At 72.1% G+C, this 25,359-nt stretch carries 25 protein-coding genes and 1 pseudogene; 14 read left to right on the forward strand and 12 right to left on the reverse strand.

The genetic code is table 11. The annotated features are described in order from the left end of the window. Positions 1 to 2: 2 nt before the first annotated feature. Both ACFXA3_RS02510 and ACFXA3_RS02515 read left to right on the forward strand, forming a co-directional pair. Positions 3 to 1,316, forward strand: a complete 1,314-nt coding sequence (locus tag ACFXA3_RS02510) for a transcriptional regulator (RefSeq protein ID WP_385180801.1) — start codon at positions 3 to 5, stop codon at positions 1,314 to 1,316. A gap of 111 nt (positions 1,317 to 1,427) precedes the next feature. After that, positions 1,428 to 2,732, forward strand: coding sequence for a hypothetical protein (locus tag ACFXA3_RS02515; RefSeq protein ID WP_385180804.1), 1,305 nt, complete (start codon positions 1,428 to 1,430; stop codon positions 2,730 to 2,732). 39 nt (positions 2,733 to 2,771) lie between these two features. On the opposite strand, the gene ACFXA3_RS02520 is transcribed toward ACFXA3_RS02515, so the two are convergent. Continuing rightward, positions 2,772 to 4,046 carry an ABC transporter substrate-binding protein gene (locus ACFXA3_RS02520; RefSeq protein ID WP_385180806.1) on the reverse strand — a complete coding sequence of 425 codons (1,275 nt, stop codon included), beginning with the start codon at positions 4,044 to 4,046 and terminating at the stop codon, positions 2,772 to 2,774. Positions 4,047 to 4,242: 196 nt separating this feature from the next. Between ACFXA3_RS02520 and ACFXA3_RS02525 the strand changes: the two genes are divergently transcribed. Continuing rightward, entirely contained in the window at positions 4,243 to 4,689 is a 447-nt protein-coding gene (locus ACFXA3_RS02525; protein ID WP_385180886.1) for a hypothetical protein, read from the forward strand. A gap of 14 nt (positions 4,690 to 4,703) precedes the next feature. After that, on the forward strand, positions 4,704 to 5,579 hold the full coding sequence (gene purU / locus ACFXA3_RS02530; RefSeq protein ID WP_385180809.1) for a formyltetrahydrofolate deformylase: 876 nt from the start codon (positions 4,704 to 4,706) through the stop codon (positions 5,577 to 5,579). Between the two features lie 58 nt (positions 5,580 to 5,637). Here the strand turns inward: purU and ACFXA3_RS02535 are convergent, their stop codons facing one another. Together ACFXA3_RS02535 and ACFXA3_RS02540 are read right to left on the reverse strand one after the other, a co-directional pair. Continuing rightward, positions 5,638 to 6,924: a zf-HC2 domain-containing protein gene (locus ACFXA3_RS02535; protein ID WP_385180811.1), complete on the reverse strand. Its 1,287-nt coding sequence runs from the start codon at positions 6,922 to 6,924 to the stop codon at positions 5,638 to 5,640. Further along, the gene (locus tag ACFXA3_RS02540) at positions 6,921 to 7,484 is read right to left on the reverse strand and encodes a sigma-70 family RNA polymerase sigma factor (RefSeq protein ID WP_054223986.1); all 564 of its coding nucleotides are present in this window, start codon (positions 7,482 to 7,484) and stop codon (positions 6,921 to 6,923) included. The genes ACFXA3_RS02535 and ACFXA3_RS02540 overlap by 4 nt, the downstream gene beginning before the upstream one ends. Before the next feature lie 302 nt (positions 7,485 to 7,786). On the opposite strand from ACFXA3_RS02540, the gene ACFXA3_RS02545 reads away from it, so the two are divergent. Beyond that, positions 7,787 to 8,305 carry an EF-hand domain-containing protein gene (locus ACFXA3_RS02545; RefSeq protein ID WP_385180814.1) on the forward strand — a complete coding sequence of 173 codons (519 nt, stop codon included), beginning with the start codon at positions 7,787 to 7,789 and terminating at the stop codon, positions 8,303 to 8,305. A gap of 67 nt (positions 8,306 to 8,372) precedes the next feature. On the opposite strand, the gene ACFXA3_RS02550 is transcribed toward ACFXA3_RS02545, so the two are convergent. Together ACFXA3_RS02550 and ACFXA3_RS02555 are read right to left on the reverse strand one after the other, a co-directional pair. Beyond that, the gene (locus tag ACFXA3_RS02550) at positions 8,373 to 8,897 is read right to left on the reverse strand and encodes a hypothetical protein (protein WP_385180817.1); all 525 of its coding nucleotides are present in this window, start codon (positions 8,895 to 8,897) and stop codon (positions 8,373 to 8,375) included. A gap of 274 nt (positions 8,898 to 9,171) precedes the next feature. Then, a complete protein-coding gene (locus ACFXA3_RS02555) occupies positions 9,172 to 10,776 on the reverse strand; it encodes a class I adenylate-forming enzyme family protein (RefSeq protein WP_385180819.1) in 1,605 nt (534 codons plus the stop codon). A gap of 139 nt (positions 10,777 to 10,915) precedes the next feature. Here ACFXA3_RS02555 and ACFXA3_RS02560 point away from each other — a divergent pair, with 139 nt between their 5' ends. From ACFXA3_RS02560 to ACFXA3_RS02575, 4 genes are all read left to right on the forward strand, one after another. After that, the gene (locus tag ACFXA3_RS02560; protein WP_385180822.1) at positions 10,916 to 12,121 is read left to right on the forward strand and encodes an amidohydrolase family protein; all 1,206 of its coding nucleotides are present in this window, start codon (positions 10,916 to 10,918) and stop codon (positions 12,119 to 12,121) included. Beyond that, positions 12,121 to 13,284, forward strand: coding sequence for an acyl-CoA dehydrogenase family protein (locus ACFXA3_RS02565; protein WP_385180825.1), 1,164 nt, complete (start codon positions 12,121 to 12,123; stop codon positions 13,282 to 13,284). The genes ACFXA3_RS02560 and ACFXA3_RS02565 overlap by 1 nt, the downstream gene beginning before the upstream one ends. Before the next feature lie 5 nt (positions 13,285 to 13,289). Then, positions 13,290 to 14,192 carry an acyl-CoA dehydrogenase family protein gene (locus ACFXA3_RS02570; protein ID WP_385180827.1) on the forward strand — a complete coding sequence of 301 codons (903 nt, stop codon included), beginning with the start codon at positions 13,290 to 13,292 and terminating at the stop codon, positions 14,190 to 14,192. A 130-nt stretch (positions 14,193 to 14,322) separates the two neighbouring features. Next, positions 14,323 to 14,511 carry a hypothetical protein gene (locus tag ACFXA3_RS02575; protein WP_385180830.1) on the forward strand — a complete coding sequence of 63 codons (189 nt, stop codon included), beginning with the start codon at positions 14,323 to 14,325 and terminating at the stop codon, positions 14,509 to 14,511. Positions 14,512 to 14,637: 126 nt separating this feature from the next. Here ACFXA3_RS02575 and ACFXA3_RS02580 read toward each other — a convergent pair whose 3' ends face one another. Then, positions 14,638 to 15,183 (reverse strand): RICIN domain-containing protein, encoded by a 546-nt coding sequence (locus ACFXA3_RS02580; RefSeq protein ID WP_385180833.1) that lies wholly within the window; start codon positions 15,181 to 15,183, stop codon positions 14,638 to 14,640. Positions 15,184 to 15,648: 465 nt separating this feature from the next. On the opposite strand from ACFXA3_RS02580, the gene ACFXA3_RS02585 reads away from it, so the two are divergent. Together ACFXA3_RS02585 and ACFXA3_RS02590 are read left to right on the forward strand one after the other, a co-directional pair. After that, on the forward strand, positions 15,649 to 15,927 hold the full coding sequence (locus ACFXA3_RS02585; RefSeq protein WP_385180836.1) for a hypothetical protein: 279 nt from the start codon (positions 15,649 to 15,651) through the stop codon (positions 15,925 to 15,927). Next, on the forward strand, positions 15,924 to 16,826 hold the full coding sequence (locus ACFXA3_RS02590) for a hypothetical protein (protein ID WP_385180839.1): 903 nt from the start codon (positions 15,924 to 15,926) through the stop codon (positions 16,824 to 16,826). Before ACFXA3_RS02585 ends, ACFXA3_RS02590 begins: the two co-directional genes overlap by 4 nt. 233 nt (positions 16,827 to 17,059) lie before the next feature. Here ACFXA3_RS02590 and ACFXA3_RS02595 read toward each other — a convergent pair whose 3' ends face one another. The 5 genes and pseudogenes from ACFXA3_RS02595 to ACFXA3_RS02615 all read right to left on the reverse strand — a co-directional run bounded on the left by ACFXA3_RS02595 (position 17,060) and on the right by ACFXA3_RS02615 (position 21,106). Beyond that, positions 17,060 to 19,423: a tetratricopeptide repeat protein gene (locus tag ACFXA3_RS02595; protein WP_385180842.1), complete on the reverse strand. Its 2,364-nt coding sequence runs from the start codon at positions 19,421 to 19,423 to the stop codon at positions 17,060 to 17,062. Positions 19,424 to 19,470: 47 nt separating this feature from the next. Next, positions 19,471 to 19,824 carry a hypothetical protein gene (locus ACFXA3_RS02600; RefSeq protein WP_385180845.1) on the reverse strand — a complete coding sequence of 118 codons (354 nt, stop codon included), beginning with the start codon at positions 19,822 to 19,824 and terminating at the stop codon, positions 19,471 to 19,473. A 72-nt stretch (positions 19,825 to 19,896) separates the two neighbouring features. Beyond that, positions 19,897 to 20,091, reverse strand: a pseudogene (locus tag ACFXA3_RS02605) (helix-turn-helix domain-containing protein); the annotation flags it as partial. A gap of 114 nt (positions 20,092 to 20,205) precedes the next feature. After that, positions 20,206 to 20,565, reverse strand: coding sequence for a DoxX family protein (locus ACFXA3_RS02610; RefSeq protein ID WP_385180848.1), 360 nt, complete (start codon positions 20,563 to 20,565; stop codon positions 20,206 to 20,208). 46 nt (positions 20,566 to 20,611) lie between these two features. Beyond that, a complete protein-coding gene (locus tag ACFXA3_RS02615; RefSeq protein WP_385180851.1) occupies positions 20,612 to 21,106 on the reverse strand; it encodes a cupin domain-containing protein in 495 nt (164 codons plus the stop codon). 81 nt (positions 21,107 to 21,187) lie between these two features. On the opposite strand from ACFXA3_RS02615, the gene ACFXA3_RS02620 reads away from it, so the two are divergent. Continuing rightward, the gene (locus ACFXA3_RS02620) at positions 21,188 to 22,048 is read left to right on the forward strand and encodes a LysR family transcriptional regulator (RefSeq protein ID WP_385180854.1); all 861 of its coding nucleotides are present in this window, start codon (positions 21,188 to 21,190) and stop codon (positions 22,046 to 22,048) included. 75 nt (positions 22,049 to 22,123) lie between these two features. On the opposite strand, the gene ligA is transcribed toward ACFXA3_RS02620, so the two are convergent. Then, positions 22,124 to 24,172, reverse strand: a complete 2,049-nt coding sequence (gene ligA / locus ACFXA3_RS02625) for an NAD-dependent DNA ligase LigA (RefSeq protein WP_385180858.1) — start codon at positions 24,170 to 24,172, stop codon at positions 22,124 to 22,126. 172 nt (positions 24,173 to 24,344) lie between these two features. Between ligA and ACFXA3_RS02630 the strand changes: the two genes are divergently transcribed. Beyond that, a complete protein-coding gene (locus tag ACFXA3_RS02630) occupies positions 24,345 to 25,001 on the forward strand; it encodes a hypothetical protein (protein WP_385180861.1) in 657 nt (218 codons plus the stop codon). Next, positions 24,994 to 25,335 (forward strand): HopJ type III effector protein, encoded by a 342-nt coding sequence (locus ACFXA3_RS02635; RefSeq protein WP_385180864.1) that lies wholly within the window; start codon positions 24,994 to 24,996, stop codon positions 25,333 to 25,335. The genes ACFXA3_RS02630 and ACFXA3_RS02635 overlap by 8 nt, the downstream gene beginning before the upstream one ends. Positions 25,336 to 25,359 lie beyond the last annotated feature (24 nt).

The following is a 25,359-nucleotide window of genomic DNA, read 5'->3' on the forward strand; positions in this document are numbered from 1 at the left end:
GGGTGTGCCAGCCCGCGGGCGCGCCCGCGCGCCTCAACTGGGGGGGGCCCCACCAGGGCTTCTTTCCCGTCTCCCAAAACCCCCCGGGGGCCGGGGGGTGGCGCGCCCCGCCGCCGCGCGGCCGGGCACCCGGCATCATCGCCGAGGCGCTGGGGCGCAAACTCGGCCGGACCGTCACCATCGACGAGATCGGCATGGCCAACGGCAAGAACCTCGCGTCCGGCATCGGCCTCCAGTTCTCGCCGACCGTCATCGGCGCCATCGAGCAGGTCAGCGAGCTGTGGCGGAGCGACGTCGGCCGCCGCGACTTCCTGTCCGGGTCGAGCGTGGCCGCCTCGGCGCTCGTCGAACCGAGCCGTGACTGGCTGATCACCGGGGCCGACGCGCAGGTCGCGCGCAGCGGCGGCTCGCGCGTGGGCATGCCGGACGTGGAGGCGGTACGGGCGACCACCGAAGCCCTCAAGGACCTCGACCACCGCTTCGGCAGCGGGCACGTGCGGCCCGTCGTCGTGCACTACCTCAACTCCGTGGTGTCCGGGCTGATCGGCGGCTCGTACCGGGAGCCGGTGGGCCGCGCGCTGTTCGCGGCGGTGGCCCGGCTGACGGAACTGGCCGGCTACATGGCGGTCGACACGGGGCAGCCGGGCCTGGCGCAGCGGTACTACATCCAGGCGCTGCGGCTGGCGCAGGCGGCGGGGGACCGGGCCTACGGGGGCTACGTCCTCGCGGCGTCCATGAGCCACCTCGCGGCGGAACTGGGCAATCCGCGGGAGATCGCGCAGCTCGCGCGGGCCGCGCAGGAGGGGACCCGCGGGCAGGTCACACCGCGGGTCGAGGCCATGTTCTACGCCGCCGAGGCGCGCGGGCACGCCCTGCTGGGCGACACCCGGGCGACGGCGGTGCTGTCCTCGCGGGCGGTGACCGCGCTGGAGCGGGCGGAACCGGAGTCCGGCGACGACCCGGTGTGGATCCGCCACTTCGACGCGGCGTACCTCGCGGACGAGCTGGCGCACTGCCACCGGGACCTGGGCCAGGCGGATGCGGCGGCCCGGCAGGCGCAGGAAGCCTTGCGCGGCCTCCCGGCGGGCAAGGAGCGGCGCCGGGCGATCGGGCTGCTGCTGCTGGCGGCCGCGCAGGTCCAGCAGCGGGAGGTGGAGCAGGCCTGCCAGAGCGCCGCGAAGGCGGCGGACCTGCTGTCGGGGCTGCGCTCGACCCGTGGCGCGGAGTACCTGGAGGACTTCCGCACCCGGCTCGCCCCGTACCGCGACGAGCCGGCGGCCCGGGAATTCTCCGCCCGCCTGGAGGTGGTGGCGTAGGCGGCCCGGGGGCGGCGGGGCGGGTGGGCCTGACGGGGGCGGGGTGACCGGGTAGCGTGAGCCGACGGTTCCGTAGTTCGGAGTATCGGAAAAGTCGGTGAAGGAGTCCCGGTGACGGAGAGCGGACAGGGGAGCGGCCGGCACGCCGCCCCGCAGGCCGGTGCGCCGTGGGTCCCGGACCCGGCGTACCCGCAGCCCCCGCAGCAGCCGCCCGCCCCGGGGCAGGCGGTGCCCGGCCATGTCGTGGGGCCGGGCTACGAGGGGCCGGGGCAGCCGCACGGGTACGGGTACCCGCCGCTGCCCGAGGCGGTCACGCAGTACATCGCGCCCGTCCCGGCGGGGCCCGGGGCGGCTGAGGGGGCGACGCAGTACATCCCGCCCGTTCCGGCGGGGCCCGCGCCGCACGAGGCGGCCACGCAGTACATCGCGCCCGTCCCGGCGGGGCCCGGGGCGGACGAGGGGGCGACGCAGTACATCCCGCCCGTGCCCGCGGCTCCGGCGCCGCACGAGGCGGCCACCCAGTACATCCCGCCCGTGCCCGGCCCCGACGGGTTCGACGCCCTGTTCCGCGGGGAGGGGGCCGACGACGGGCAGACGCGCCAGCTGCCCCCCGTCCAGGAGCCGGTGCTGCGGCAGCCGCCGCCGCGGGGCTATCCGCCGCGCGGGCAGCGCCCCGTACCGCCCCGGGCCGGGCCGCCGCAGCAACCGCAGCAACCGCAGCAACCCCAGCAGTTCGGGCAGCACCCGCAGTACGCGCCGCCCGCGCCCCCGCCGGAGACGTCCCGGCGCGTGCCGGCCGGCGTGATCGCCGCCGTCGTCATCGGCCTGGCCGTCGTCGGGCTCGGCGTCGGCGCACTGCTCAGCGACGGCAAGAAGCAGAACAACGACCCCACGGCGGCGGCCGCGACGCCCAGCGCCGGGAACTCGGTGCCGGCGGGCGACGAGGCGCCCGTGGATCCGGCCCGGTCCCAGGCCGTCCAGCTGGACAAGCTCCTCGCGGACAGCAACGACAGCCGCGCCGCGGTGATCCGCGCGGTCGACGACATCAAGGGCTGCCGCAACCTCGGCCAGGCGGCGAACGACCTGCGCGACGCCGCCCGCCAGCGCGACGAGCTCGTCACCCGGCTCCAGGACACCAAGATGGACAAGCTCCCCGACAACGCGAAGCTGGCCGCGGCGCTCACCAAGGCCTGGCAGTCCTCCGCGTCCGCCGACAACAACTACGCGGCCTGGGCGGACGAGACCGCCGACGACAAGAAGGGCTGCAAGGACGGGCAGGCCAAGAACACCGGCAACGCCGCCAACGGCAACAAGGCGAGCGGTGAGGCGACCCGGGCGAAGGAGTCCGCCGCGGGCCTGTGGAACGCGATCGCGGCCAAGTACGGCCTGACGAAGCGGGACAAGTCCCAGCTGTAGCCAGCCCGGAGCCCGGAGCCCGGAGCGGTGCGCCCGTGGCTACGCCGCGGCGGGCGCCTGCTCCAGGGTCTGGGTCATGTCCATGGACTGCTCGCCCTGCTGGGCGACGAGCCGGCCCGTCTGGACGACCTGGAAGGTGACCCGTCCGTTCACCATGCGCGGGAAGCCGGCGACGGCGCGCATGTCCTTGTAGCGCCAGCTCAGGTCCGGGGTCAGCCCGCCGGTCTTGACGGGCTCCTCCTGGTTCAGCTTGCGCGCCACCGTGCGCGCCGTGATGTCCTCGCCGGACTTGAACCGCTTCAGGGTCTCGCTGAGGACCGTGTACGCGATCCAGGTGGTCTGCGTCCCGCTGTCGTCCGGGTCGACGGCGTCGTTGCCGAAGGCGTAGTCGGAGATCACCTTCCGCATCGGCTCCCACAGGGGGTCGGTCGACACCGGGTACCAGCTGGTGACGTACGCCCCCTCGAAGGGGCTCTCCTTGCCGCCGGTGCGGTCGACGACGGCCTGGCTCACGCTGCCGAGGACGGAGGAGATCTGCGGGTTCCTGCGCTTGGTGTCCTCGCGGCGGAAGGCGTCGAAGAAGGTTTCCGTGCGCTCGCCGAGCACGGCCGTGACGCAGCCGCGGTCCTTGGTGCCGGAGGAGTCCGCCAGTGCCTCGCGGGCCTGCGGGATGTAGTCGGCGGAGTCCTCGGCGGCGCGGATGTCGCTGGCGTCGCCCATCTTGTTGGCCTTCAGGCCGGCGTTGAGCAGGATCGGCATGGAGTCGCCCGCGAGGGTGTCCGGGCGGACGATGGCGACCTGGCTGCAGGCCCGGCCCAGCTGGTGGCCGGCCCCGGCGAGGAGCACGGGCTGGCCGCCGTTGACGGGGTAGGAGAGGGTGCTCTGGAACTCCTCGGAGGAGACTCCGTACCCGCCGATGAAGGGGATGCCCTCGGCCTCCAGCGGGGCCATGAAGGCGCGTCCGTGCTGGCTGTACGAGCCGACGACCGCGACGGCCTTCTCGTTGATGGCCTTGCGGGCGCAGTCGGCGGCGCCGTTCGGGGTGTTCTTCTCGTTACAGGTCAGTACGCGCAGTTTGTGCCCGTTGATCCCACCCTTGGCGTTGATCCAGGCCTCATACGCCTTGGCCATGCCGGGCATTCCGGGCATGTTGGTTGCGCTGGTGTCCTGCGGCGCGAAGGTCATGACCGTGATGGTGTCCCCGGAGCCCCCCGGGCCTCCGGGGAGCGCCCCGCATCCGGCGACGAGACAGGCGCCCGTCGTCGTTGCCGCCAGGGTGCGCCAGAAGGAAGCCGTGCGTCGCCATTCGGTCATGTCCACGCACACTTCCGCCCCGCGGGTAACTGGAGAGTGAGATGGACACAACAAAGGGTGACGTGACGGTGAATTACCGGGGAGCGGGTGCGCACAGGTGCTTCAAGATCGCCCGATCCGTGAACGTACGATCGCAAGCGTGACATTCGCCCAAGGTTCGAAGAACCCTTCCCGTCGCGGCGGCCGCTCCTCCACCATGGGCGGCATGCCCCTGAACGACATGCCGTGGTGGCGCTGGCGCAGCAACGTGCGCTCCGCGCTCCACATGCTCTCCGACCCGGTCTTCCACGAGGAGACCTGGCTCGCCGGCGTCGAGGGGTACGGGGACGTCACCGACGCCGTGTACCGCCTCGTCGAGGACACCTGGCTCGACAGCTGGTCCGCGGACAAGTACGTCGGCACGATCTTCCGCGACGCGCAGGAGGCCGCGCTCGTGGACCTCGCCGTGCTGCGGGTGCTGCGGATCCTGCACCAGGTCGGGCCCGACGCCCCCGTCTCCGCCTACCTGGAACACCACGCCTGGCCCGAGGCGGTGCGCGCCGCACGCGAGGCGCACGTGCGCATGGCCACCGCGGACGGGGACGAACCGGACGCTGCGCCTTCGTCGCTGGAAGTGCTGAGGATCCTCACCCGCGCGGTGTGAAAGGCTGTGGGGTCATGAGCGACGACCCGCAGGCCCAGGCCCCCCAGCAGTACGTACTGACCCTGTCATGCCCGGACAAGCAGGGCATCGTGCATGCCGTGTCCAGTTACCTGTTCATGACCGGGTGCAACATCGAGGACAGCCGGCAGTTCGGCGACCACGACACCGGCCTGTTCTTCATGCGGGTCCACTTCTCGGCCGACGCCCCGGTGACGCTGGACAAGCTGCGGGCCAGCTTCGCCGCGATCGGCGACTCGTTCCGGATGGACTGGCAGCTGCACCGCTCCGACGACCGGATGCGGATCGTCCTGATGGTGTCGAAGTTCGGCCACTGCCTGAACGACCTGCTGTTCCGCACGAGCATCGGCGCGCTGCCGGTCGACATCGCGGCCGTGGTCTCGAACCACACCGACTTCGCCGAGCTGGTCCGCTCGTACGACGTCCCCTTCCACCACATCCCGGTGACGAAGGAGACGAAGGCGGACGCCGAGGCGCAGCTGCTGGCGCTGGTGCGGGACGAGAACGTGGAGCTCGTGGTCCTGGCCCGGTACATGCAGGTGCTGTCGGACACCCTGTGCAAGGAGCTGAGCGGGCGGATCATCAACATCCACCACTCCTTCCTGCCGAGCTTCAAGGGCGCGAAGCCCTACCACCAGGCGCACGCGCGCGGTGTGAAGCTGATCGGTGCCACCGCGCACTACGTGACGGCCGACCTGGACGAGGGCCCGATCATCGAGCAGGAGGTCGAGCGCGTGGGCCACGAGGTGACGCCCGACCAGCTGGTGGCGATCGGCCGCGACGTGGAGTGCCAGGCGCTGGCTCGGGCGGTGAAGTGGCACAGCGAGCACCGCGTGCTCCTGAACGGCACCCGCACGGTCGTCTTCGCGTGACCCGAGGCTCCGCCCCGGCCCCCGCGGTGCCCGGGCCGGGCCGGGGCCGAGCCCGCGCCTAGAGCCGGCTCAGGGAGGCCGCCGCGAAGAGGACGTCGCGGATGGCTTCGCGGTCGCCGTGCTGGCCCACCGCGGCTTCCTCCGGGGAGATGTGGCCCGCGGCCAGCTGGCAGAACTCGGCGCCGTCCAGCGCGATCCGCGCCACCGTGTGCTCCGCGGACGGCTTCGCCGCCGGGGAGTCCAGGGCGATCTCCCAGCTGCCGCCGCCCGCGCCCTCGATCTCCAGGTGCAGGGTCCGGCCGGGAGCGCCCGCGGCGACGAGGCCGCGCGCCGGAGCCGCGAGTCCGGCCCGCCGCCGGTGCGCGAGGGCGCTCGGCAGCAGCCGTGCCGCCAGGTCGATCATCTGGTTCAGGTGCGGTCCGGACGGTGGGTCGTACGGGTAGTCCACCGCCTCCGCGATGTCCCAGGCGTGCACCCAGCACTCGAAGGCCCGCTCCAGGAACGCGTCCCCGAGCGGCAGGGCGAAGGACCCGTAGTCCACCGCCAGTTCGCCGACGCCCCGTCCCGCGAACGACACCGTCCGCAGCAGCGTGTGCCCCTGCTCACGCCACGGCTCGCGGATCTGCCGGGTGAGGGGCTGCGCGGCGGAGCTCCAGTAGTGCTCGGTGCGGTCCGTCGCGCCGGCCGGCGCCTCCGGGCCCAGCGGGTCGTCCAGGCCCAGGGCCGTCGCGATCAGCCCGTCCACCGTGAGCAGGTGCCCGATCACCCCGGCCACCGTCGTCCGGCGCGTCCGGCGCCGCTCCTCCTCGAACCACTTCAGCCGGACCGGGGTCTGCCACTCCAAGTCGCCGAAGTCCCGCAGCAGCGCGTCGAGGCGCGCGGTCTCCGTGTCGTACGGGGTCGCCCACGGCGGGACCGGGATGCGGGCCGGCCGCTTGCCGAGGCAGTCCTCCAGCACCCGTGACCGCAGCAGCGGCTTGAGGTCCAGGCTCTCCTCGGGGTGCAGCAGCCCCACCGCGTCACGCAGCCGCAGCGCCTCCTCGGCGCAGGGTGCGCACTCGGTGAGGTGGTCCTCCACCGCCTGCGTCTCCTCGGCGGAGCACGCCGCGAGCGCCCATGCGCCGAGCAGGGACTTGAGCACGGCATGGGTCCGCGGCGGCTGCGGCTCGGACGGCGCCTGGGGCAGTGCCCCGGACGGAGGCTGCGGCGACGGCCCGGGCAGCGGATCCGGGGCGTGCCGTGGATCGAGGTCGTCTGCGGCCCCGCGCGGACCCGGTATGCGCGGCGGACCCTCGGGGCGCTGCTCCTCGAATCCGTCGTCGGTCGGGTCGGCGGGGCCGTTCATCGGGGTGTTCCATATCCGGGCGGAGCGGCGCCCTCCTGCGGGAGGACGTTGGCGGTCGACAGCAGCTGGAGGCCCAGGCGCAGCCGGCGCCGGGCCTCGTCCTCGCTGATCTGGAGGTCGGCGGCGGCCTGCCGGTAGTCGCGCCGCTTGAAGTACGCGAGTTCCAGGGCGGCGCGCAGCGGCGCGGGCATGGACGTGACGATGTAGTCGGCGCGGGCGGCGGCGCTGGCGCTGCGCACCTTCTGTTCGAGCTCCTCGCGCGAGCCGCGGCCCCGTTCGGCCTGGCGCAGCCGGGCCACGGCCTGGCTCTGGGCGATCCGGGCGACCCAGGAGCGCAGGGAGCCCTGCTTGGGGTCGTAGGCGTCGGGGTTCTCCCAGATGTAGCCGAACACTTCGCGGGTGATCCGGTCCGCCGCCTTCTCGTCGCCGAGGACCCGGTGTGCCAGGCCGTGCACGAGCGAGGCGAACCGGTCGTACAGCTCTCCGAGCGCGGCTGCCTCGCCGCGGGCGAGGCGCTGCTGCATGCGGCGGTCCCAGCGCGGTGGTACGTCCTTCGGCATAACTGCCCCCAGCCGTGTGTCGACGCATCGAATGTAATGGGCACAGGCGGGTTCGCGCCCCTTTTGCGGGAACCCGCCTCTGGGAGAGTGCCCTGCGTGATAGGTGCGATGCGCGCCGTGAACCGTGGGACGGGACGTGGCACGTGGGCACAGGTGTACGCGCCCCGCCGCGCTCCCCGTGCGCGGGTTCGATGCGGCCACCTGCTTGACGACTTCGCTTAACGGGCAGGCCACGTAGGCCTTACGCTCCTGCCTTGTCTTGAACAGCACCCCACCGCACATGTGAAGGCGGAACCACGAATATGGACAGCGCAGAATACGAGCGCAAGATCGCCGCCCGATTCGCCACCTTCGACCAGGACGGGAACGGGTACATCGATCGCGAGGACTTCAGCGCGGCCGCGAAGGCGGTGCTGGCGGAATTCGGCACCACCGCGCGGTCCGACAGGGGCCAGGCCGTCTTCGCGGGCGCGGAGGCGTTCTGGCAGGGGATGGCCGGGATCGCGGACGTCGACGGGGACCAGCGGGTGACCCGCGAGGAGTACATCACCGGTGCGGCGAAGCGGCTGCGGGACAACCCGGAGCGGTTCGCGGAGATCGCGCGGCCGTTCCTGCGCGCGGTGATCGCGGTGGCCGACGAGGACGGCGGCGGCGCGACCCCGGCGGCGGCGACCCGCGTCCTGCGCGTCCTGGGCACTCCGGCCGAACTGGCCGGCCAGGTGGCGACGGCCCTCGACGGGGACGGCGACGGCCGCATCTCGGAGAACGAGATCCTGTCGGCGTTCTCGGCCTACTGCGGCGTCGAGGCCCCGGACGCTTAACCCCCGTTCCCCGGACCGCCGTGCGGCCGCCCGCCCCGCCGCACGGCGGATCCGCCGCGCCGGCCGGTCAGACCACGCTGGTGATCAGGTCCCAGCCCGTGCCGAGCTTCCCTTCCGCGAGTCCGGTGAAGCCGCCGCTGCTGTCGACCCGGCCGGTGGCGATGACGCCGGTGTCGGCGCGGTAGAACTGGAGCTCGCGGCCGATGGCGTTGACGTGGGTCCAGCCGTCGCTGAGCTGTCCTTCCGCCAGCTCGGTGAAGCTGCCGTTGGTGTCGATCCGGCCGGTGGCGATGACGCCGTTGTCGGCCCGGTAGAAGAGCAGTTCGCGGTCCACAGTGGTGATGTGGGTCCAGCCGTCACCGAGCTTGCCTTCGGCGAGGCCGGTGAAGATCCCGTCGGTCCCCAGCCGGCCGGTGGCGACGACGCCGGTGTCGCTCCTGTAGAAGAGCAGTTCGCGGCCCATTGCGTTGGTGTGGGTCCACTCGGGACTCAGCTGTCCTTCGGCCAGCTCGGTGAAGCTGCCGTTGGTGTCGATCCGGGCGGTGGCGATGACGCCGTCGTCCGCTCGGTAGAAGAGCAGTTCCCCGGACACTGTGACTCCTTGGTCGTCGGGAGGGTGTCGCTCTCCCGCGCCCCCAAGATCCGCCGGCTCGGCCGTGGTCACGGGAGATGTCTCACCTACGACGCTACTCCCCGGGCCCCGGGGGTGGCGAGGCTACCGGGGAGTCTTCTCCGGCCCGTCGGCACAAGGAGGTTGTCCCTTCAACGGGAGACCGTTCAACCGGACACCGTTCAACGGGAGACCGTTCAACGGGAGACCGTTCAACGGGAGACCGTTCAACCTCACCGGCGCGGGGGCCGGCGGTCTACGCGAAGCGTTCGCGGAGTTTGTACTTCAGGACCTTGCGCAGGGCGTCGTTGCGGGGGAGCGCGTCGACCAGCTCCAGTTGTTCGGGGAGCTTGTGCGGGGACAGGCCTTCCGCGCGCAGGTGCGAGGTCACCTCCGCCAGGGTCAGCGGGGCCGCGCCCGGGGGCTGTTCGACGACCGCGCAGACGCGTTCGCCGCGCTCCGGGTCGGGGAGGCCGATGACGGCCACGTCGGCTATCGCGGGGAGCCGGTGGAGCAGGTCCTCGATCTCCTTCGCGGAGACGTTCTCCCCCTTGCGGATGATGACGTCCTTGCTGCGGCCCGTCAGGACCAGGTACCCGTCCTTCGTGAGGTGCCCGAGGTCGCCCGTGATCAGGTAGCCGTCGGCGTCGAACACGTCCCGGTTCTGGTCGCGGTCGAGGTAGCCCTGGCAGACCGCCTCGCCGCGCAGCCGGACCTCCCCGTCGGTGTCCGGGGGCAGGGGCGTGCCGTCCGGTGTCGTGATGCGGATCGACATGCCCGCCGGGGGGCGGCCCTCCGTCGTCGCCAGGTTCTCGGCCGTGTCGTCCGGGGCGCCCATGGTGATCATCGGGACCTCGGTCATGCCGTAGCCGTGGGTGAGCTGGCAGCCCAGTTCGCGGACGACGGCGTGGTAGATCTCCGGTGGCTTCGGGGCGCCGCCGCCCGCCAGGAGGCGGAGGCTGGGGATCAGCCGGGCGGACGGGTCCTTGCGCTGCTCCGTGAGGAACATCGAGTAGAACGCCGTGGAGCCGCCCGCGACCGTGACCCCGTGGCGCCGGTACCCGTCCAGCGCGCCGGGCATGGCGAACTTCTCGAACAGCACCGCCGGGAACCCGTAGAGCAGCAGCATCACCGTGTAGTCGGGACCGGCGATGTGCGCGAAGGGGAAGGCCATCGAGCCGACGTCGGCCGGGCTCAGCCGCAGGGCGTGGGCCAGGCAGGCGCCGCCCGCGATCAGCGAGCGGTCGGTGTGCAGGACGCCCTTGGGGTCCGAGGTGGTGCCGGAGGTCCAGTAGATCCACCGTACGGACACCCCGTCGCGCGGCGGTGGCGGGAGGACGGCCGGGTCCCCGTCCGGGAGGTCGCCCGCCTCGTGGACGCGGAAGACGCCGCGCGCGCCGAGCCGCTCGGCCATGGCCGTGTGGTCGAAGCCCCGCCAGACGCCCGGGACGGCGAAGAACTCCGCCTTCGACTCGCGCAGGGCGAAGCCCACCTCGCGGTCCCGGTAGAAGGGGATCACCGGGGTCTGGACGGCTCCGATCCGCGCCAGGGCGACGGAGAGCAGGACCGTCTCGATGCGGGTGGGCAGTTGCCAGGCGACGACCGTGCCGGGGCGTACGCCCATGCCGTGCAGGCCCGCGGCGACGCGTTCGGAGCGGTCGCGGAGCTCGGCGAAGGTGAGGGTGCGGTCGTCGGCGGGGTCGTCGGCCGCCTCGATGAGCACCGGTGCGCCGGGGGTCAGTGCGGCCCGCCGGACGATCAGTTCCCACAGGGTGCGGGACCGGCCGAGCCGTTCCGCGGTGGCCCTGGCGCCCGCCGTCGACCGCAGGCCGTCCGTGCTGTCCGTGTCGCTGCCCGACATCCCAGGCCTCCCCTTGGCTGACGGTACGTCAGATCAAGCGGAGAGCGTAGGGCTCCGGCGCTTGTCGGTCCAGGGGTGGCGGAGCTAGCTTGTTTCTGACGATCCATCAGATTCATTCGGCTTGCGGCGAGGGGACACCATGGAACTGCCTCGGATCATCAGCGTCGACGACCACGTCATCGAACCCGCGCACCTCTTCGACGTCTGGCTGCCGGCCAAGTACCGCGACCGCGGGCCCAGGCCGCTCACCGCGGGCATCGGCGAGCTCCAGTACACCGGCGGCAAGTACGTGATCTCGATGGATCCGGACGGCCCGCCCACCGACTGGTGGATCTACGAGGACCTGAAGTTCCCGTACAAGCGCAACATCGCCGCCGTCGGATTCGACCGCGACGACATGACCCTCGAAGGCATCACCCGAGAGGAGATGCGCCGCGGCTGCTGGGACCCCAAGGCGCGGCTCGCCGACATGGACCTCAACCACGTCGAGGCCTCGCTCTGCTTCCCGACCTTCCCGCGCTTCTGCGGCCAGACCTTCGCCGAGGCCCACGACAAGGAAGTGGCCCTCGCCTGCGTCCGCGCCTACAACGACTGGATGGTCGAGGAGTGGTGCGGCGACAGCGGCGGCCGGCTCATCCCCCTCTGCATCATCCCTCTGTGGGACATCGACCTCGCCGTTGCCGAGGTCCGGCGCAACGCCGCCCGCGGGGTGCGCGCCGTGACCTTCTCCGAGATCCCCACCCACCTGGGCCTGCCCTCGATCCACTCCGGCTACTGGGACCCCTTCTTCGCCGTCTGCCAGGAGACCGGGACCGTCGTCAACATGCACATCGGGTCCAGCTCCCAGATGCCCGCCGCCTCCCCCGACGCGCCGCCCGCCGTGCAGGCCTCGCTCAGCTTCAACAACGCCATGGCCTCGATGATGGACTTCCTGTTCAGCGGCGTGCTGGTCAGGTTCCCGACGCTGAAGCTGGCCTACAGCGAGGGCCAGATGGGCTGGATCCCGTACGCCCTCGAACGCGCCGACGACGTCTGGCAGGAGCACCGGGCCTGGGGCGGGGTGCGCGGCCTGGTCCCCGAGCCGCCGTCCACGTACTACTACCGCCAGATGTTCTGCTGCTTCTTCCGCGACAAGCACGGCATCGCCTCGCTCGACGTGGTCGGCCGCGACAACGCCACCTTCGAGACCGACTACCCGCACGTGGACTCGACCTTCCCGCACACCAAGGAGGTCGCCCTCGACCATGTGAAGGGCCTCGACGAGGAGACGGTCTACAAGCTGATGCGCGGCAACGCCATCCGCATGCTCGGCCTGTCCCTCGACCAGGACCGCAAGAGCCGCTGATGGACCTGACGCCCACCGAGGAGGAGCAGGAGTTCCGGGCCCGGCTGCGCGCATGGCTCGGCAAGACCCTGCCCGAGCTGCCCGCCAAGCCGTCCCCCGACGACTGGCCGGGCCGGCGCGCGTACGACGCCGGCTGGCAGCGCAGGCTGTACGACGCCGGGTACGCCGGCCTGCACTGGCCCGTGGACGCGGGCGGCCGCGGCGCCACCCCCACCCAGCACCTGATCTTCCTGGAGGAGACCGAGCGGGCCGGCGCCCCGTACGTCGGCGCCAACTTCGTCGGACTGCTGCACGCCGGCCCGACCATCGCCGCCGAGGGCACCGCGGAGCAGCGGGCGCGCTGGCTGCCGCCCGTCCTGCGCGGGGACGAGGTGTGGTGCCAGGGCTTCAGCGAGCCCGACGCGGGCTCCGACCTGGCGGCGCTGCGCACGCGCGCCGTGCGCGACGGCGACGACTACGTGGTCACCGGCTCGAAGATCTGGACCTCGCACGCGGAGGTCGCCGACTGGTGCGAACTCCTCGTGCGCACGGAGCCCGTCAGCGAGGCCGTGCCCAAGCACCGGGGGATCTCCTGGCTGGCCATGCCGATGGACGCGCCCGGGGTGACCGTACGGCCGCTGCGCACGCTCGCCGGATCGACCGAGTTCGCCGAGGTGTTCCTCGACGAGGTCCGGGTGCCCGCCCGGGACCGGGTCGGGGACGAGAACGACGGCTGGCGCGTCACCATGGTCACCCTCTCCTTCGAGCGGGGGACGGCCTTCGTCGGCGAGGTCGTGGCCTGCCGCCGCACCCTGCGCGCGCTCGCGCGCACGGCACGGGCGAACGGCCGCTGGGACGATCCGGTGCTCCGGCGCCGCCTCGGGCGGCTGTACGGGGAGTTCGGCGCCCTGTGGCGGCTCACCCAGTGGAACGTCAGCGAGGCCGAGGCCTCCGGCGGGGTCCCCGGGGTCGGCGGCTCCGTCTTCAAGCTCGCCTACTCGCACGCCCGGCAGGAGCTGTACGACACCGCCGCCGAGGTGCTGGGCGCGGACTGCCTGGCGCTGGAGGGGGAGTGGGTGTCGGACCGGCTCTCGTCCCTCTCGTACACGATCGCGGCGGGCACCTCGCAGATCCAGCGGAACATCGTCGCCGAGCGGATACTCGGCCTCCCGAAGGGCCGGTGAGGGCCGTGGACTTCCGGTTGACGGACGGGCAGCGCGACCTGCGGGCCGGCGTACGGGACCTGCTGGCGGGCCGGTACGGGCGCGAGGCGCTGCGGGCCTCGGTGGAATCCGGCGGGGCGCTGGACCGGGAGCTGTGGCGCCGGCTCGGCGAGGCCGGGTTCTTCGCGCTGCGGCTCCCGGAGGCGGACGGCGGGGTCGGGCTCGGACTGCCCGAGGCGGTCCTCGTCTTCGAGGAGGCCGGGCGGGCGCTGCTGCCGGGGCCGCTGGTCGCCACGCACCTGGCGGCCGGGACGGTCCCGGGAGCGGCGGAGGGCACGGCGGTGGTCACCGCGTTCGACCTCGGCGGGCCGCTGGTGGCCCACCTCGCGGACGCGGACGCGGTGCTCGGTGCGCCGTCGCTCCCGGCGGGCGAGCCGGTGCGCTCCGCGGACCCGCTGACCCCGCTGCACCGGGTGGTCCCGCCGGCGGCCGGCGGGGAGGCGTACCGCGACGAGGGAGCGCTGCTGACGGCCGCCCTCCAGGCCGGGAGCGCCTCGCGGACCGTGGAGATGGCGGTGCGGTACGCGCGCGAGCGCGAGCAGTTCGGGCAGCCGATCGGGGCGTTCCAGGCGGTCAAGCACCTGTGCGCGCAGATGCTGGTGCGGGCCGAGGTGGCCCGTACGGCGCTCTACGCGGCGGCCGTGACCGCGGACCCGGCGGAGGTGGCCGGGGCCAAGCCGCTGGCCGACGAGGCCGCCGTGCGCAATGCCCGGGACTGCCTCCAGGTGTACGGCGGGATGGGATTCACCTGGGAGGCGGACGTCCATCTCCACCTCAAGCGGGCCTGGGTCCGTGCCGAGCAGTGGCGGACGGCGCGGGAGGCCGAGGAACTGCTCGCGGCGGAGCTGGCGGCGGAGCTCGTGGCGTAGCTCACGGTCACGGAACGGGGCACGGCCGGGCCGGCTGGGGCCTGTCCGACCGGTCGGGGTCGCCTATCCTGGCTTTGGCCATGACAAGCCGTCAGTCCCTTCCGATCCGCCTACCACAGGAAGTTTCTTGATGGGCGTTCTCTACATCTTCTCCTGTGGTGGACTCCTCTACATCGGGCCCGCAATCCTGCTGTGCAGGAAGGTCGCGAAGAAGACGACGGCGAGAACGGGCTGGGCCATGGCCTTCCTGCTCTTGGCCCTCCCGGTGCTCCTGCTTGTTGTCGGCGCGATGATCGACGTTCACAGAGCTGCGACGTAAGCCATTGCGGGATGGTCCTCGGGCGCCCGGACCGGGTCCGCCGGAGGGTCGCTCCCCGGGGCAGGTCCGGCGATGCGGGCTGCCGGGAACGGCTGCCGGGGCCGCACCGCCGGGCCCCGCCGTCCGTCAGGAGCGGCTCCAGACCTGGGTCGCGGCTCCCGTGCAGACCGTCTGGCGCACCTCGCGGCGGCTGCCCGACGGCTGCCCGCCGTCGTCCAGGCACAGCCCGCTGGCCATGTTCTTGATCGTGACCGAGCTGCCGCCCAGTTCGACGAACTCCCAGCGCATGCTCGACAGGTTGTCGCAGTCGCGCTGGACGACCTGCGATCCCGGCGCCGTACCGGCCGACATCATGCACTTGTACGAATGCTGCGCGGAGAGCATCGACGTCGGGTCGTCGACCTGGAAGTTCACGATGAACGTCTGGTTGCCCTTGCCGTTGCAACTGAACTGCTGGAGCAGCGCGCCGTTGTCCTTGGAACCGGCGCGCACGTCCAGACACTTGCCGGTGGCCGCGTTCCTGAACGCGTACTGACCGCTGACCCCGGCGTGCGCCGGTGTGGTGAGCAGGGCGGTCGCCGAGAGGGCGGCGGCGAGAGCGAGAGCGGCGCGCCCGAGAGCCCCGCGGGCGGCCGGCGAGGTGGTGACGGCGGGCGAGGTGCGAAACGTCATGGTGCGGTCTTCTCCCTGGTCCGTGGTGTGGTGGGGAACCGGCGGGGGCCGGCCGGAAGTCCGTCCGGCGCCGCGCAGGGGCGACGCGGACGGTTCCGCCCCCTACGCGAACCAGCTTCGCGGCCCGGCGGGCTCGCCCTCAAAGCCCTTCGAGCTGGATCGAATCCGGACATCGCGCGGCCCCGGCCCGGCCGGTCGCCAGCGGGCCCCGCGGCCAGGGTGCTCACACGGGTCGGCGGCGGCCCCCGGTGTGCCGCCCTGCTCCCGCACGCCGATCCCCCCGGAGACACGTCGGTGTTGCGCGGCCACTGCACCGCCGATGACCCCGCCCGCGTCCGCGTCGCCGGCGCGTCCGCGTCGCCGGCGCGCCCGCCCCTCCGGCGGAGACCGTCCTGAGCCGCACGCTCCTCCGGGCCGGCGGGTCGGCCCGGGTCCCTCTGGGCGGACAGCGCGAGCGCACCCCGCGTGGGACTGCAGCCGCGGATGCAGCCGCTGCCGGAACCGGCCCCGGCCGGGCCGGGCACATACGTACGGGAGACGTTCGTCAACGCGGCCGTCACCGGCTTCGCCGACAGCCTGGACCACACCTGGTCCGCCGCACGTCCAACGGGCGGCTTCCTGCTGCGTTCGGCGGATCACCGCGGGCCGGGCGGCGTGGCGCGGGCCGGGCTCGGCGGGCGGTGGCCGGCCCTGGGGTTGAGTGGGGCGGTACCCCTTGCTCCCTTCTCCGAGGAGCCGTCGTGAGCGCCGCGAACAAGATCCCTGCCGGTACCATCCTGCTGTCCGATTCCGAGGCCTTCGGCTGTCAGGGCGCCGTACACATGGTCGATCCGGGCACAGGTCTTTCGAGCTTCTTCGCTCTGGGCGGGGATCTCGTGGGAGCCACGGGAATCGCCGTCGAAGCCGACGGCAAGGTCTTGGTGAGCAAGGACCGTCAGTATCCGGGCACGGGCACCCTGTTGCGCCTGTCCAGGTCCGGTGGAACGACGACGCAGAGCGTCGTGGCGGACGGGGGGAACTTCGTCGCACCGTGCGCCGTCGTGGTGGAGGGCGACGGCCGCATCCTCGTGGCCGACCTCTTTTCCAAGGGCCCGGGTGCCATCATCCGAGTCGACCCCGTCACCGGGAAGCAGACGGTGCTGTCGGTGAGCGACAGCATGATCGATCCGCTGCGCCCCGGCGGACTGTGCGTGGCAGCCGACGGCACGATCGTGGTGGTCGAGCAGGCCGGGCCGGTCGCGGATCCCCCATCCGCGCGGGTGGTCCGGATCGACCCGACCAGCGGTGCGCGCACGGTCGTGTCCTCGGGCGGCGCACTCGTCAGCCCCGCGGACGTGGCGGTCGACCACGAGGGCAACATCCTGGTCGTCGACGCCAACGCGTTCGACGGCTTCAGCGGCGGTGTGATCAAGGTGGATCCGCTGAGCGGCGCACAAACCGTCGTGTCCTCCGGAGGGAGTTTCGACAGCCCGGCCGCCATCGCCGTCGAGGCCGACGGCAGTTTGCTGATCACGGACAACACGGCTGCCACGGGTGGCCCCACTCTGTTCCGAGTGGACCCGACCACCGGCGACCAGCAGGTCCTCGCATCGGGCCTGCCCTTCCGGTCCCTCACCGGCGTCAAGGTCGTCCCAGGCGCCTGAGCGTCGTCATCAAGCGTGTGGACCGCATCCCGATGACCGGGGTCGACCGTTTGCTGATCCCTCCATTTCGGGAATCCGTGCCCCACGGGCGTCGGCTGCGCCCGGCTGTCGCATCGGCGCCTACATCACGGACTTGCACAAGCTGGACGTTTCACCGCGGACCATCGATGTGGATTTCTGGCTGTGGAGCGCGTGTCCGAGTGCCGGCCCTGACGCCATCAAGCGTCTGGAGGTCACCCATAATCTTCAAGCTGTCGTCGCACCTCGTCCGCCGCCGGATCGCCGGCTGCCTGTAACAGCGCCAAGGCGGTGAGCAGCGTGGCGTGCGCATCGTCCGCACGCCCCAGATCGCGGAGGCAGCGCGCACGAGAGCGCAGAGCGACGGCCTGCCCGTACGGATAGCCGGACTCCCCATGGGCGTTGGCGGCTTCGTCGAAGGTCGCCTGTGCGGCGTCCAGATCACCCCGCAGCAGCGCGACCTCGGCCAAGCCGGTGAGGGCGAACCCCACGGTTTGGCGGTCGGCCGAGGCGCGCAGCGCCAGGCTCTCCCGGTAGCTCTGTTCGGCCGCCTCCGGGTCGCCCTGCGCCAAGTGCAGGTCGCCGAGCAGGAAGAGCGAGATGGCGATCTCACGCCGATTTCCGAGCGAGCGACGAAGGCGCAGCGCGTCCTCCATCACCTGGGCCGCTTCCGCCAGCCTGCCCTGGGCGATCAGTGCATCGCCCAGGTTGTTCAGGCTCTTGCCCTCTCCCTCGGCATCTCCCAGTGCGCGCCACAAGGCCACCGCTTCCCGCTGCGTCTCGGCGGCCTCCTCGTTCAGGCCCAGTTCTTGCAATGCGCCCCCGAGGCTCATCAGGCTCCATGCCTCGCCCCACCCGTCCCCGGCTCTGCGGGCGGCGCCCAGCCCGATCTCGCAGACCTCACGGCGGTCCGCGTGGTAGGAGCGCAGGACAAGGGGAGTGATCAGCGCCATGGCGATGCGCCAGCACAGGTCGTCCTCGCGGTTCGCGGCCGCCCGGACGATCGCCATACAGTTCAGCCTCTCCGAGTCGCACCAGGCGAGAGCCTCCTCGTACGAGGTGAACGGCTCGCCGGCCTCCTCGGCCGACAGCACGTGACGGCGCCCTGGAGCGAGGATGCGGTCGGCCGCGTCTATGCGGGAGAGATACCGCGACAGCAGTCGGCGCCGCGCCAGTCCGATTTCCGCGCGGGGCTCGTCGTCCTGGACGCGCTCCGCTGCGAACGCCCTCAGCAGGTCGTGAAACCGGAAGCGCGACCGACCAGACGGCTCCAGCAGGCTGAGCTGGACCAGCCGGTCCATGCGGCGCACGGCCTCGGCCTGTTCGACGGCCGCCAGCGCTGCGGCGTCGGCCGCGCTGAAGTCGTCGCCGGGATGCAGCCCGAGCAGCCGGAACATGCGGGCCAAGTCATGGGGGATGTCTGCATAGGACCAGGACAGAACCACACGCAGCTCCGTAGATGAGTCGTCGTCCAGTGGGGAAAACGTGTCCAGAGCGGCACGAGCGTCCTGCAGCTCTCGGATGATCTCTGCGGCGCCGTCGCCGAACGAGCCGATGCCTCGGGTCGCCAGCCGTTCGAGAATGATCCGCAGTGTCAGTGGAAGGTAGCCGCACTTGCGGGCCAGACTGCCGGCCAACAGCAGCTCGGTCTCCGGTACGCCTTCTCGGTCGTCGATGAGCATCTGGACCGCCACCTGGCCGTCGAAGGGTTCCAGGCCCATCCGCACCGCACCGAGCTGGACCGCGAGTCCGGGGAGCCTGTTGCGGCTCGTGATCACGGTGAGCGACGTGCCAGCCGAAGGGATCAGCGGTCGGACCTGGCGAGCATCCAGGGCATTGTCCAGGAGCAACAGAAGGGACCGGCCGTGGGTGAGCGACCGAAAGAGTGCGGCGCGGCTGTCCTCGTCGTGGGGGATCTTGTCCGCGGGCACGTCCAGCGCACGCAGGAACTGTTCGAGCACCTGGCTCGCCGTGGCTGTGGGCCCGTCCGAGAAACCGCGCAGGTTGGCGTAGAGCTGGCCGTCGGGGAACTGGTCGGCGATGGAGTGGATCCAGTGGACGGCGAGCGAGGTCTTGCCCACACCGCCCATGCCGCTCACGATCACGACTGCGGGATCATCGGCAAGTCGCCTTCCCTCCAGCTTCGCGTTCAGACTGCTCAGGGCTTCCACGCGGTCCCGAAAGCCGGCGACCCGGGACGGCAGCTGATGTGGCACCGGCAGAGGAGGTGCGGCCGTCTCGCCGATCGTGAGCCGATTGATGACTTCGGCCTGTACCACGGTGTGCGCAGCGTTTGAGAAGTGGGCGTTGATGTGCAGGTGTCCGGTGTTGGCAATGCTGCCAGCGGTAGCGTACGCGTCCCCCGTGTCGCTGACCTGCCCGTGTACGAGAGGAGCGTCAGCCGATGAGTGGACGCCGGATACCGCAGTCGATCCGTCCGCAGCGTGGGCGTCTCCGGTGTCGGCGACCACCACGGGAACGTCTGGTCCGTTCCGGCGGCCGGTCCTGATCTCGGCCTCGGCCTCGGTCTCGGCATCGGCATCGGCATCGGCATCGGGGTTGCGCTTCCACCAGCGCATGACGAACGAGCCCCCCTTGTTCCTCGCGGATCTGCCCGTCGGCCGGGTCAGCTGTATTCGATTCCAGTGCCGGCGGTGCTTCCAGCGCCGGTTGCGGTGGCATTCCCGGTGCGCTCGGCCCTCGCCGATCCCCTGCCGTCGCCCGGCCGCTTGACTCCGGTTCTGGCCGTGGCACCGCCAGAAGCCTCCGCCTGGCCGGTGTCGATCGCCGTGTCCGCCGGCTCCGGGGTGGGCGGCCTCTGGAACAGCGCCCAGAGCAGGGCGGCAATCCCCGTGGCACCCTGGACGGACGCGCCGACCAGTTGCCCGGTGTCCGGCTTGTCCAGCAACCAGAACAACGGCGTGGATACGATCCCCGCCAATGCGACCAGCACGATGGCGGTCTTCCAGCCTCGCGACACGCTGACCTCCCCCTCAACAGGGCGCTCCCGGCCGGCGCCTCATCAACTGTATTACCTCCGAATCGAGTTGCATCACCTTTGGGCCGTGTCCGGCGCCGACCGGGCCGCGCCCCTACGCCGTCCGACTCCCGCACGGACACCTGCGTTCGTCGCCGGGTCGGCGCCGGCCGGGCTGTGGATCCGCTCCAGCCGGTAGGTCAGCGCCCGTACGCTCAGCGACAGCCGCCGCGCAGCCTCGGTCGCCACACAGCCGCTGTCGAAGTAGGCGTCGGCGTGGCCCCGACGACGCGATCGAGGCGGGGATGACCGTCTCGGAGCAAGGCACGGTCGTTCAGGAAGACCCTGCGAGGCGGGGCAGAGCGGTCAGCCACTGGTGTTCCATCACAGGCCGATGGCCAGCCAGAGGGTCATGGCCGCGGTGGTGATGAGCCCGACGTTGAGTGCGATCCGGCGGTCTTCGCCGGTCAGGTGGACGGCGATCGCACCTGCCTGGAGGAGTACGAGGCCGCTGGCCGCGACCGGCGCCAGCGGGACCGCGATGCCCGTCAGCGGCGGCAGGATCAGGCCGGCCGCGCCGAGTAGCTCGAGCGTCCCCAGCGCCCTGAGGTCGGGCAGGGCGACGCGGTCGACCCAGGACATCATCGGGCGGAGCTGGTCGCGGGTGCGGATCACCTTCAGCGTGCCCGCGTAGCCGTAGAAGAGGGCGAGCAGTCCCGCGAGGATCCAGTAGGCGATGTTCATGGTTTCCGTTCATGGGGCATCGGTTCACGGAGAACCGTCGACTGCATCAGACGAGGTCGGTGGCGGGTTCGGTCGCGTAGCGGCTCATCGCGTCGGCATTGGCCCGGGGCGTCAGCGGCCGGCCGTCGGCGAGCACCTCCTGGAGGTCCCGGAAGTACTGCACGTACAGGTCGGGGGTGAAGGTGCTGAGCATGACCGCGGGCTGGTCGGTCAGGTTGGCGAAGGTGTGCGGGGTGCCGGGCGGAACCATCACGAGCGTGCCCGTGGTGGCGTCGTGGTGCTCGTCCCCGACGGTGAACCGGACGGTCCCGGAGAGGACGTAGAAGCCCTCGTCGTGCTGGGCGTGGCGATGTTGCGGCGGTCCCTGGGTGTGCGGGGCGAGGACGGACTCGGCGATCGCGAGGCGGTGCCCGGTGTGGCTGCCGTCCTCCAGAACGCGCATGCGCGTGGTGCCCAGAACGATCGTCTCGCCCTCGCCGGGGCCCACCACCGAGAGGGCGGTGCCGGCCTGCGTCGCGTTGGTGTCAACTTCTTCGGTCATGCCGACCAGTGCACCGCCGGGGGCCCGGCGGTGTCCAAGACCCGTTCCGCGGTGCCGATACCCGGTGGGTATCGTTGCAGCGTGGAGCTACGAACCTTGCGCTATTTCGTGGCCGTCGCCGAGGAACTCCACTTCGGCCGGGCCGCCACCCGACTGCACATGAGCCAGCCGCCGCTGAGTCGGGCGATCAAGCGGTTGGAGGCCGATGTCGGGGCCCTGCTGTTCGCCCGCTCACCCGCCGGCGTCACCCTCACTCCGGTGGGCGCGGTGCTGTTCGACGAGGCGCGGGCGCTGCTCGACCATGCGGAGCGCGTCCGTGTACGCGTGAGCGCGGCAGCCGGCGGCGCGACCATCACCGTCGGCATCCTGGGCGACGGCACCGATCCAAGTGTGTCCAGGCTGGCCGCCGCCTTCCGCCGGACCCACCCCGGCGTCGACATCCGCGTCCGCGACACCGATCTGACCGACCCGACGTGCGGGCTGCGCACCGGACTGGTCGACGTCGCCCTGACCCGGGCGCCCTTCGACGAGACCGCCCTGACGGTGCGTACGCTGCGAACCGATCCGGTCGGCGTGGTACTGCGCGCCGACGATCCGCTGGCCCGCTGCGACCGGCTGCGGCTGGCCGAGCTGGGCGACCGCCGCTGGTTCCAGTTCCCGCAGGGCACCGACCCGCTCTGGCAGTCGTACTGGAACGGCGGCACGCCGCGCGAGGGCCCGGTGGTGCGCGCCGTCCAGGAATGCCTGCACGCCGTGCTGTGGAGCGGCACGGTCGGCCTGGCCCCCCTCGGGCACGACCTGCCCGCGGAGCTGGCCGTGGTGCCGCTGACCGACATGGCGCCGAGCCGCGTGGTGGCGGTGTGCAACGAAGGTGACACCAACCCGTTGATCCGGTCCTTCGTCGAGATCGCGGCCGCCGCCTACCGTCACCGCCGTCACTGAGTGCAGGCCGGCCGAAGTGCACCGGCCGGGCCGCCGCCCCGCGACGCCCCGCGACGCCCAGCGGGGCGGTGATGGCTAGGTGGTGGGGAGGAAGGCGGCTACGAGGACGGCGAACTCCTCGGGGTCGAGGATGCGGATGCCCAGTTCTTCGGCCTTGGTGCGCTTGGAGCCGGCCTTCTCGCCCGCCACCACGAGGCTGGTGCGCTTGGACACCGACGACGATGCCTTTCCGCCGGCCCGCTCGATCAGCTCGTTCATCTCGTTCCGGGACAGCACCGCGAGGGGGCCGGTCATGGAGCCGGTCACCACGACGGCCTGTCCGCTCAGCGGGCCGCCCGCCGTGTCGTCGCCGTCGGTCGCGTCACCCGTCTCGGTCGCGGGCTTCTGCGGCTCGGTGACCTGCGTGCCGACCCGCTGGGCCTGGAGCTTGTCGAGGAGCGGGGCGAGTTCGACGAGTTCGGCCGCGATGACGCGGGCCTTCTCGGTGCCGATGCCGTCGACCCCGGCCAGCGTGTCCGCGTCGGCGGCCCGGATCGCGGCCATCGAGCCGAAGTGCGCGGCGATCCGGCGGGACATCGTGCGCCCGGTGCCGCGGACACCGAGCGCGCAGAACACGCGGTTCAAGGCGGCCCCGCGGGCGGTCTCGATCGCGGCCAGGAGGTTGGCGGCGCTGGTCTCCCCCATCCGCTCCAGGCCGAGGAGCTGCTCGCGGGTCAGCGTGAACAGGTCGGCGATGTCCTTGACCAGACCGGCCTCCACCAGCTGGACCGCGCGCGTGCCGCCGAGGCCTTCGATGTCGAGCTGGTCGCGGCCGGCCGCGTAGATCACCGAGGCCACGGCCTGGCAGCTCCGGCCGCGCACGCACCGCCAGCGCTGCTCGGAGGTGTCGATCGCGTCGCCGCAGCGGGGGCACACCTCGGGGAAGACGATCGGGCTCTCGGCCCCGGTCCGCTGGTCGGCCAGCGGTGCCTCGACCCGGGGGATCACGTCGCCGGCCCGGTACACGAACACCTGGTCGCCGATCATGAGCCCGCGACGGGTGATGTCGGACGGATTGTGCAGCGTGGCGTACGTGACCGTCACCCCGTCGATGACCACGGGCTCCAGGACCGCGCGCGGGGCGATGATCCCGGTCCGGCCGACGTTCCACTCCACCGCCAGCAGGCGCGTCACCTTGTGTTCGGCCGCCAGTTTCCGGGCCACCGCCCACCTCGGGGCGCGCGAGCCGTTGCCGGCCTGCCGCTGGTCCTCGGCCGTGTCGGCCTTGACGACGACACCGTCGATCCCGAACGGCAGGTCTGCGCGCAGGCCGGCGATCACGTCGATGCGTTCCTGTACCTGCTCCAGGGTCTCGCACCGCATCGGGGCCGCGATGGTACCGGCGGCCGTGTGCGCGCCGAGTGCGGCCAGCTCCTCCAGCAGGGCGGCGTGGCCGAGGTCGCCCAGGCCGATCGCCGCGTAGGCGAAGAAGGTCAGCTCGATCCGGTAGGGGCGGTCCTTGGCCCGCAGGGTGCCGGCCGCTCCGCTGCGCGGGTGCGCGAAGGGCGTGGCCTCGTGGGCGAGCCGGATCCGGTTGGCCTCCTCGAACTGCGCGGTCGTCAGCAGCACCTCGCCGCGCAACTCGACGTCGATCGGCCGGCTGAGTACCGGCGGCAGACCGAGGACGGCATCGGCTGCGTGGGTGATGTCCTCGCCGGCCAGGCCGTCGCCGCGGGTGAGGACCCGGGCGAGCCGGCCACCCCGGTACTGGGCGGCCACGGCGAGGCCGTCGAGCTTCGGCTCCACGCACCACCCGGCCACGGGGTGCCCGAGACGCCGTTCCAGGCCTGCGGCCCACTCGGCGAGCTCGTCCGCGTCGAAGACGTTGTCGAGGGAGAGCATCGGCACCGAGTGCGGCACGTCACCCTGCACGGCCCCGCCCGCCACCTTCCCGGTCGGCGACTCGGCGAGCACCTCGTCCGGGTGGACCTCCTCGTAGGCCGCGATGGCGCGCAGCAGCCCGTCGTACTCGTCGTCACCGAGCGGGGTGGTCCCGTCGCCGTAGTACGCGGCCGACGCCGCCACGGCGGTGGTCACGGCCTCCACGTAGGCGGCAGGGGAAAGCAGGGCACTGTTTTCGGTCATGCAGGTCATCATCCAGCCCGGCACTGACAACGCCGCCGGCCGGCCTCTCGCCTGGGCGTGGCCGGCCCTGTCGACGGGTTCGGGCGGCGGCGGTTCGGGGGTACGGGACCACGGTGTGGGTTCGTGTCCCCCGGCCATGGCGCACCGGCGCGGGAGGCAGCAGGATGACCGCGTGACGATCGATCCGACCGAGTCCCGCCGGCATCGCCTGCGCCGTCGTCTGAGCGCCCCCGCCGTGCCCGGCCCCGGCGGGACGGGGCTTCCCTTCCCCGCCGTGCCGCCGGAGGCCGCCTGGCATCGCACCGGCACGAGCGTCTTCCCGTACGCGGCCCGGGTCGGTGGACGGTGGTGGATCGTCCGGCTCAACGACTTCCCCGAGCATCCCCTGTTCACCTTGTTCGCCGACTCGCGGTGCGTCGCCGACGTGAACGACGATCCGGCCGACTGGCGGCGCATGGAGGCGGCCGGGGCGACGGCCCCCGTTCTCGACGCGGCCGCACGCGCGGAAGTCCTGCGGCTCATGGCCGGCCTCGGCCCGTACGGTGCCGAGTACGGCACTCCGTGCACCGGCAACGACTACTGCACCTGCGAGGTCCTCACCGACGCCTACGCGGCACGGGACGCGCAAGCGGGCTGCGGCCCGAGCGGTCGGTCGACCGGGCCGGAACCGGCTCCCGGCAGGTACACAGGTGCACGTCGTGACCTGCGGGGATGCCGCCGTTCCGACATGTGGAGCGATTCCTGCCGGCCGGCCATGGGGGAGGTAGTGTCGTCCGGTCACCGACGGCAATCGGTCGTCCGTCCAACCCAGGGGAGCCACCATGACTGATCTGAACTCGCTGCGGGCAAGCCTTGCGTCGGGTGAGCACGAGTTCGCCGGCACCCTGGCCTTCGTCGCCGCGCATTACGAGTACCAGCCGCAGGCGTTCCGCAACGGGGAACTGGACAATGCAGCAGGCGAGAACGAGGGCTCCTGCAAGACGCTGGGGCTGGCCCTGCTGGAAGGGCTCAGCGACCAGGAGGCGCTGCTGGCGTTCGGTGAGTACTACCGCAGTGTGCTGGCCACGCCGAACGACACCGATCACGGCAACATTCGCAACCTCATGGCCCATGGCCTGGCAGGGGTGAGCTTCGCCGGGCAGCCGCTGGCCCGCAAGAGCTGAACGGCGAAATCCGGGCAAGCGCCA

Origin of the sequence: Streptomyces sp. NPDC059456 (genome assembly GCF_042750055.1) — a bacterium.
Lineage (GTDB): Bacteria > Actinomycetota > Actinomycetes > Streptomycetales > Streptomycetaceae > Streptomyces.

Coding starts and splice junctions, on each gene's coding strand:
- ACFXA3_RS02555 (WP_385180819.1), bottom strand. CDS start 10,776: ATGTCGGGCAGCGACACGGACAGCACGGACGGCCTGCGGTCGACGGCG.
- ACFXA3_RS02580 (WP_385180833.1), bottom strand. CDS start 15,183: ATGACGTTTCGCACCTCGCCCGCCGTCACCACCTCGCCGGCCGCCCGC.
- ACFXA3_RS02635 (WP_385180864.1), top strand. CDS start 24,994: ATGACTGATCTGAACTCGCTGCGGGCAAGCCTTGCGTCGGGTGAGCAC.
- ACFXA3_RS02545 (WP_385180814.1), top strand. CDS start 7,787: ATGGACAGCGCAGAATACGAGCGCAAGATCGCCGCCCGATTCGCCACC.
- ACFXA3_RS02520 (WP_385180806.1), bottom strand. CDS start 4,046: ATGACCGAATGGCGACGCACGGCTTCCTTCTGGCGCACCCTGGCGGCA.
- purU (WP_385180809.1), top strand. CDS start 4,704: ATGAGCGACGACCCGCAGGCCCAGGCCCCCCAGCAGTACGTACTGACC.
- ACFXA3_RS02525 (WP_385180886.1), top strand. CDS start 4,243: ATGGGCGGCATGCCCCTGAACGACATGCCGTGGTGGCGCTGGCGCAGC.
- ACFXA3_RS02565 (WP_385180825.1), top strand. CDS start 12,121: ATGGACCTGACGCCCACCGAGGAGGAGCAGGAGTTCCGGGCCCGGCTG.
- ACFXA3_RS02610 (WP_385180848.1), bottom strand. CDS start 20,565: ATGAACATCGCCTACTGGATCCTCGCGGGACTGCTCGCCCTCTTCTAC.
- ACFXA3_RS02575 (WP_385180830.1), top strand. CDS start 14,323: ATGGGCGTTCTCTACATCTTCTCCTGTGGTGGACTCCTCTACATCGGG.
- ACFXA3_RS02540 (WP_054223986.1), bottom strand. CDS start 7,484: ATGCCGAAGGACGTACCACCGCGCTGGGACCGCCGCATGCAGCAGCGC.
- ACFXA3_RS02560 (WP_385180822.1), top strand. CDS start 10,916: ATGGAACTGCCTCGGATCATCAGCGTCGACGACCACGTCATCGAACCC.
- ACFXA3_RS02595 (WP_385180842.1), bottom strand. CDS start 19,423: ATGCGCTGGTGGAAGCGCAACCCCGATGCCGATGCCGATGCCGATGCC.
- ACFXA3_RS02615 (WP_385180851.1), bottom strand. CDS start 21,106: ATGACCGAAGAAGTTGACACCAACGCGACGCAGGCCGGCACCGCCCTC.
- ACFXA3_RS02535 (WP_385180811.1), bottom strand. CDS start 6,924: ATGAACGGCCCCGCCGACCCGACCGACGACGGATTCGAGGAGCAGCGC.
- ligA (WP_385180858.1), bottom strand. CDS start 24,172: ATGACCGAAAACAGTGCCCTGCTTTCCCCTGCCGCCTACGTGGAGGCC.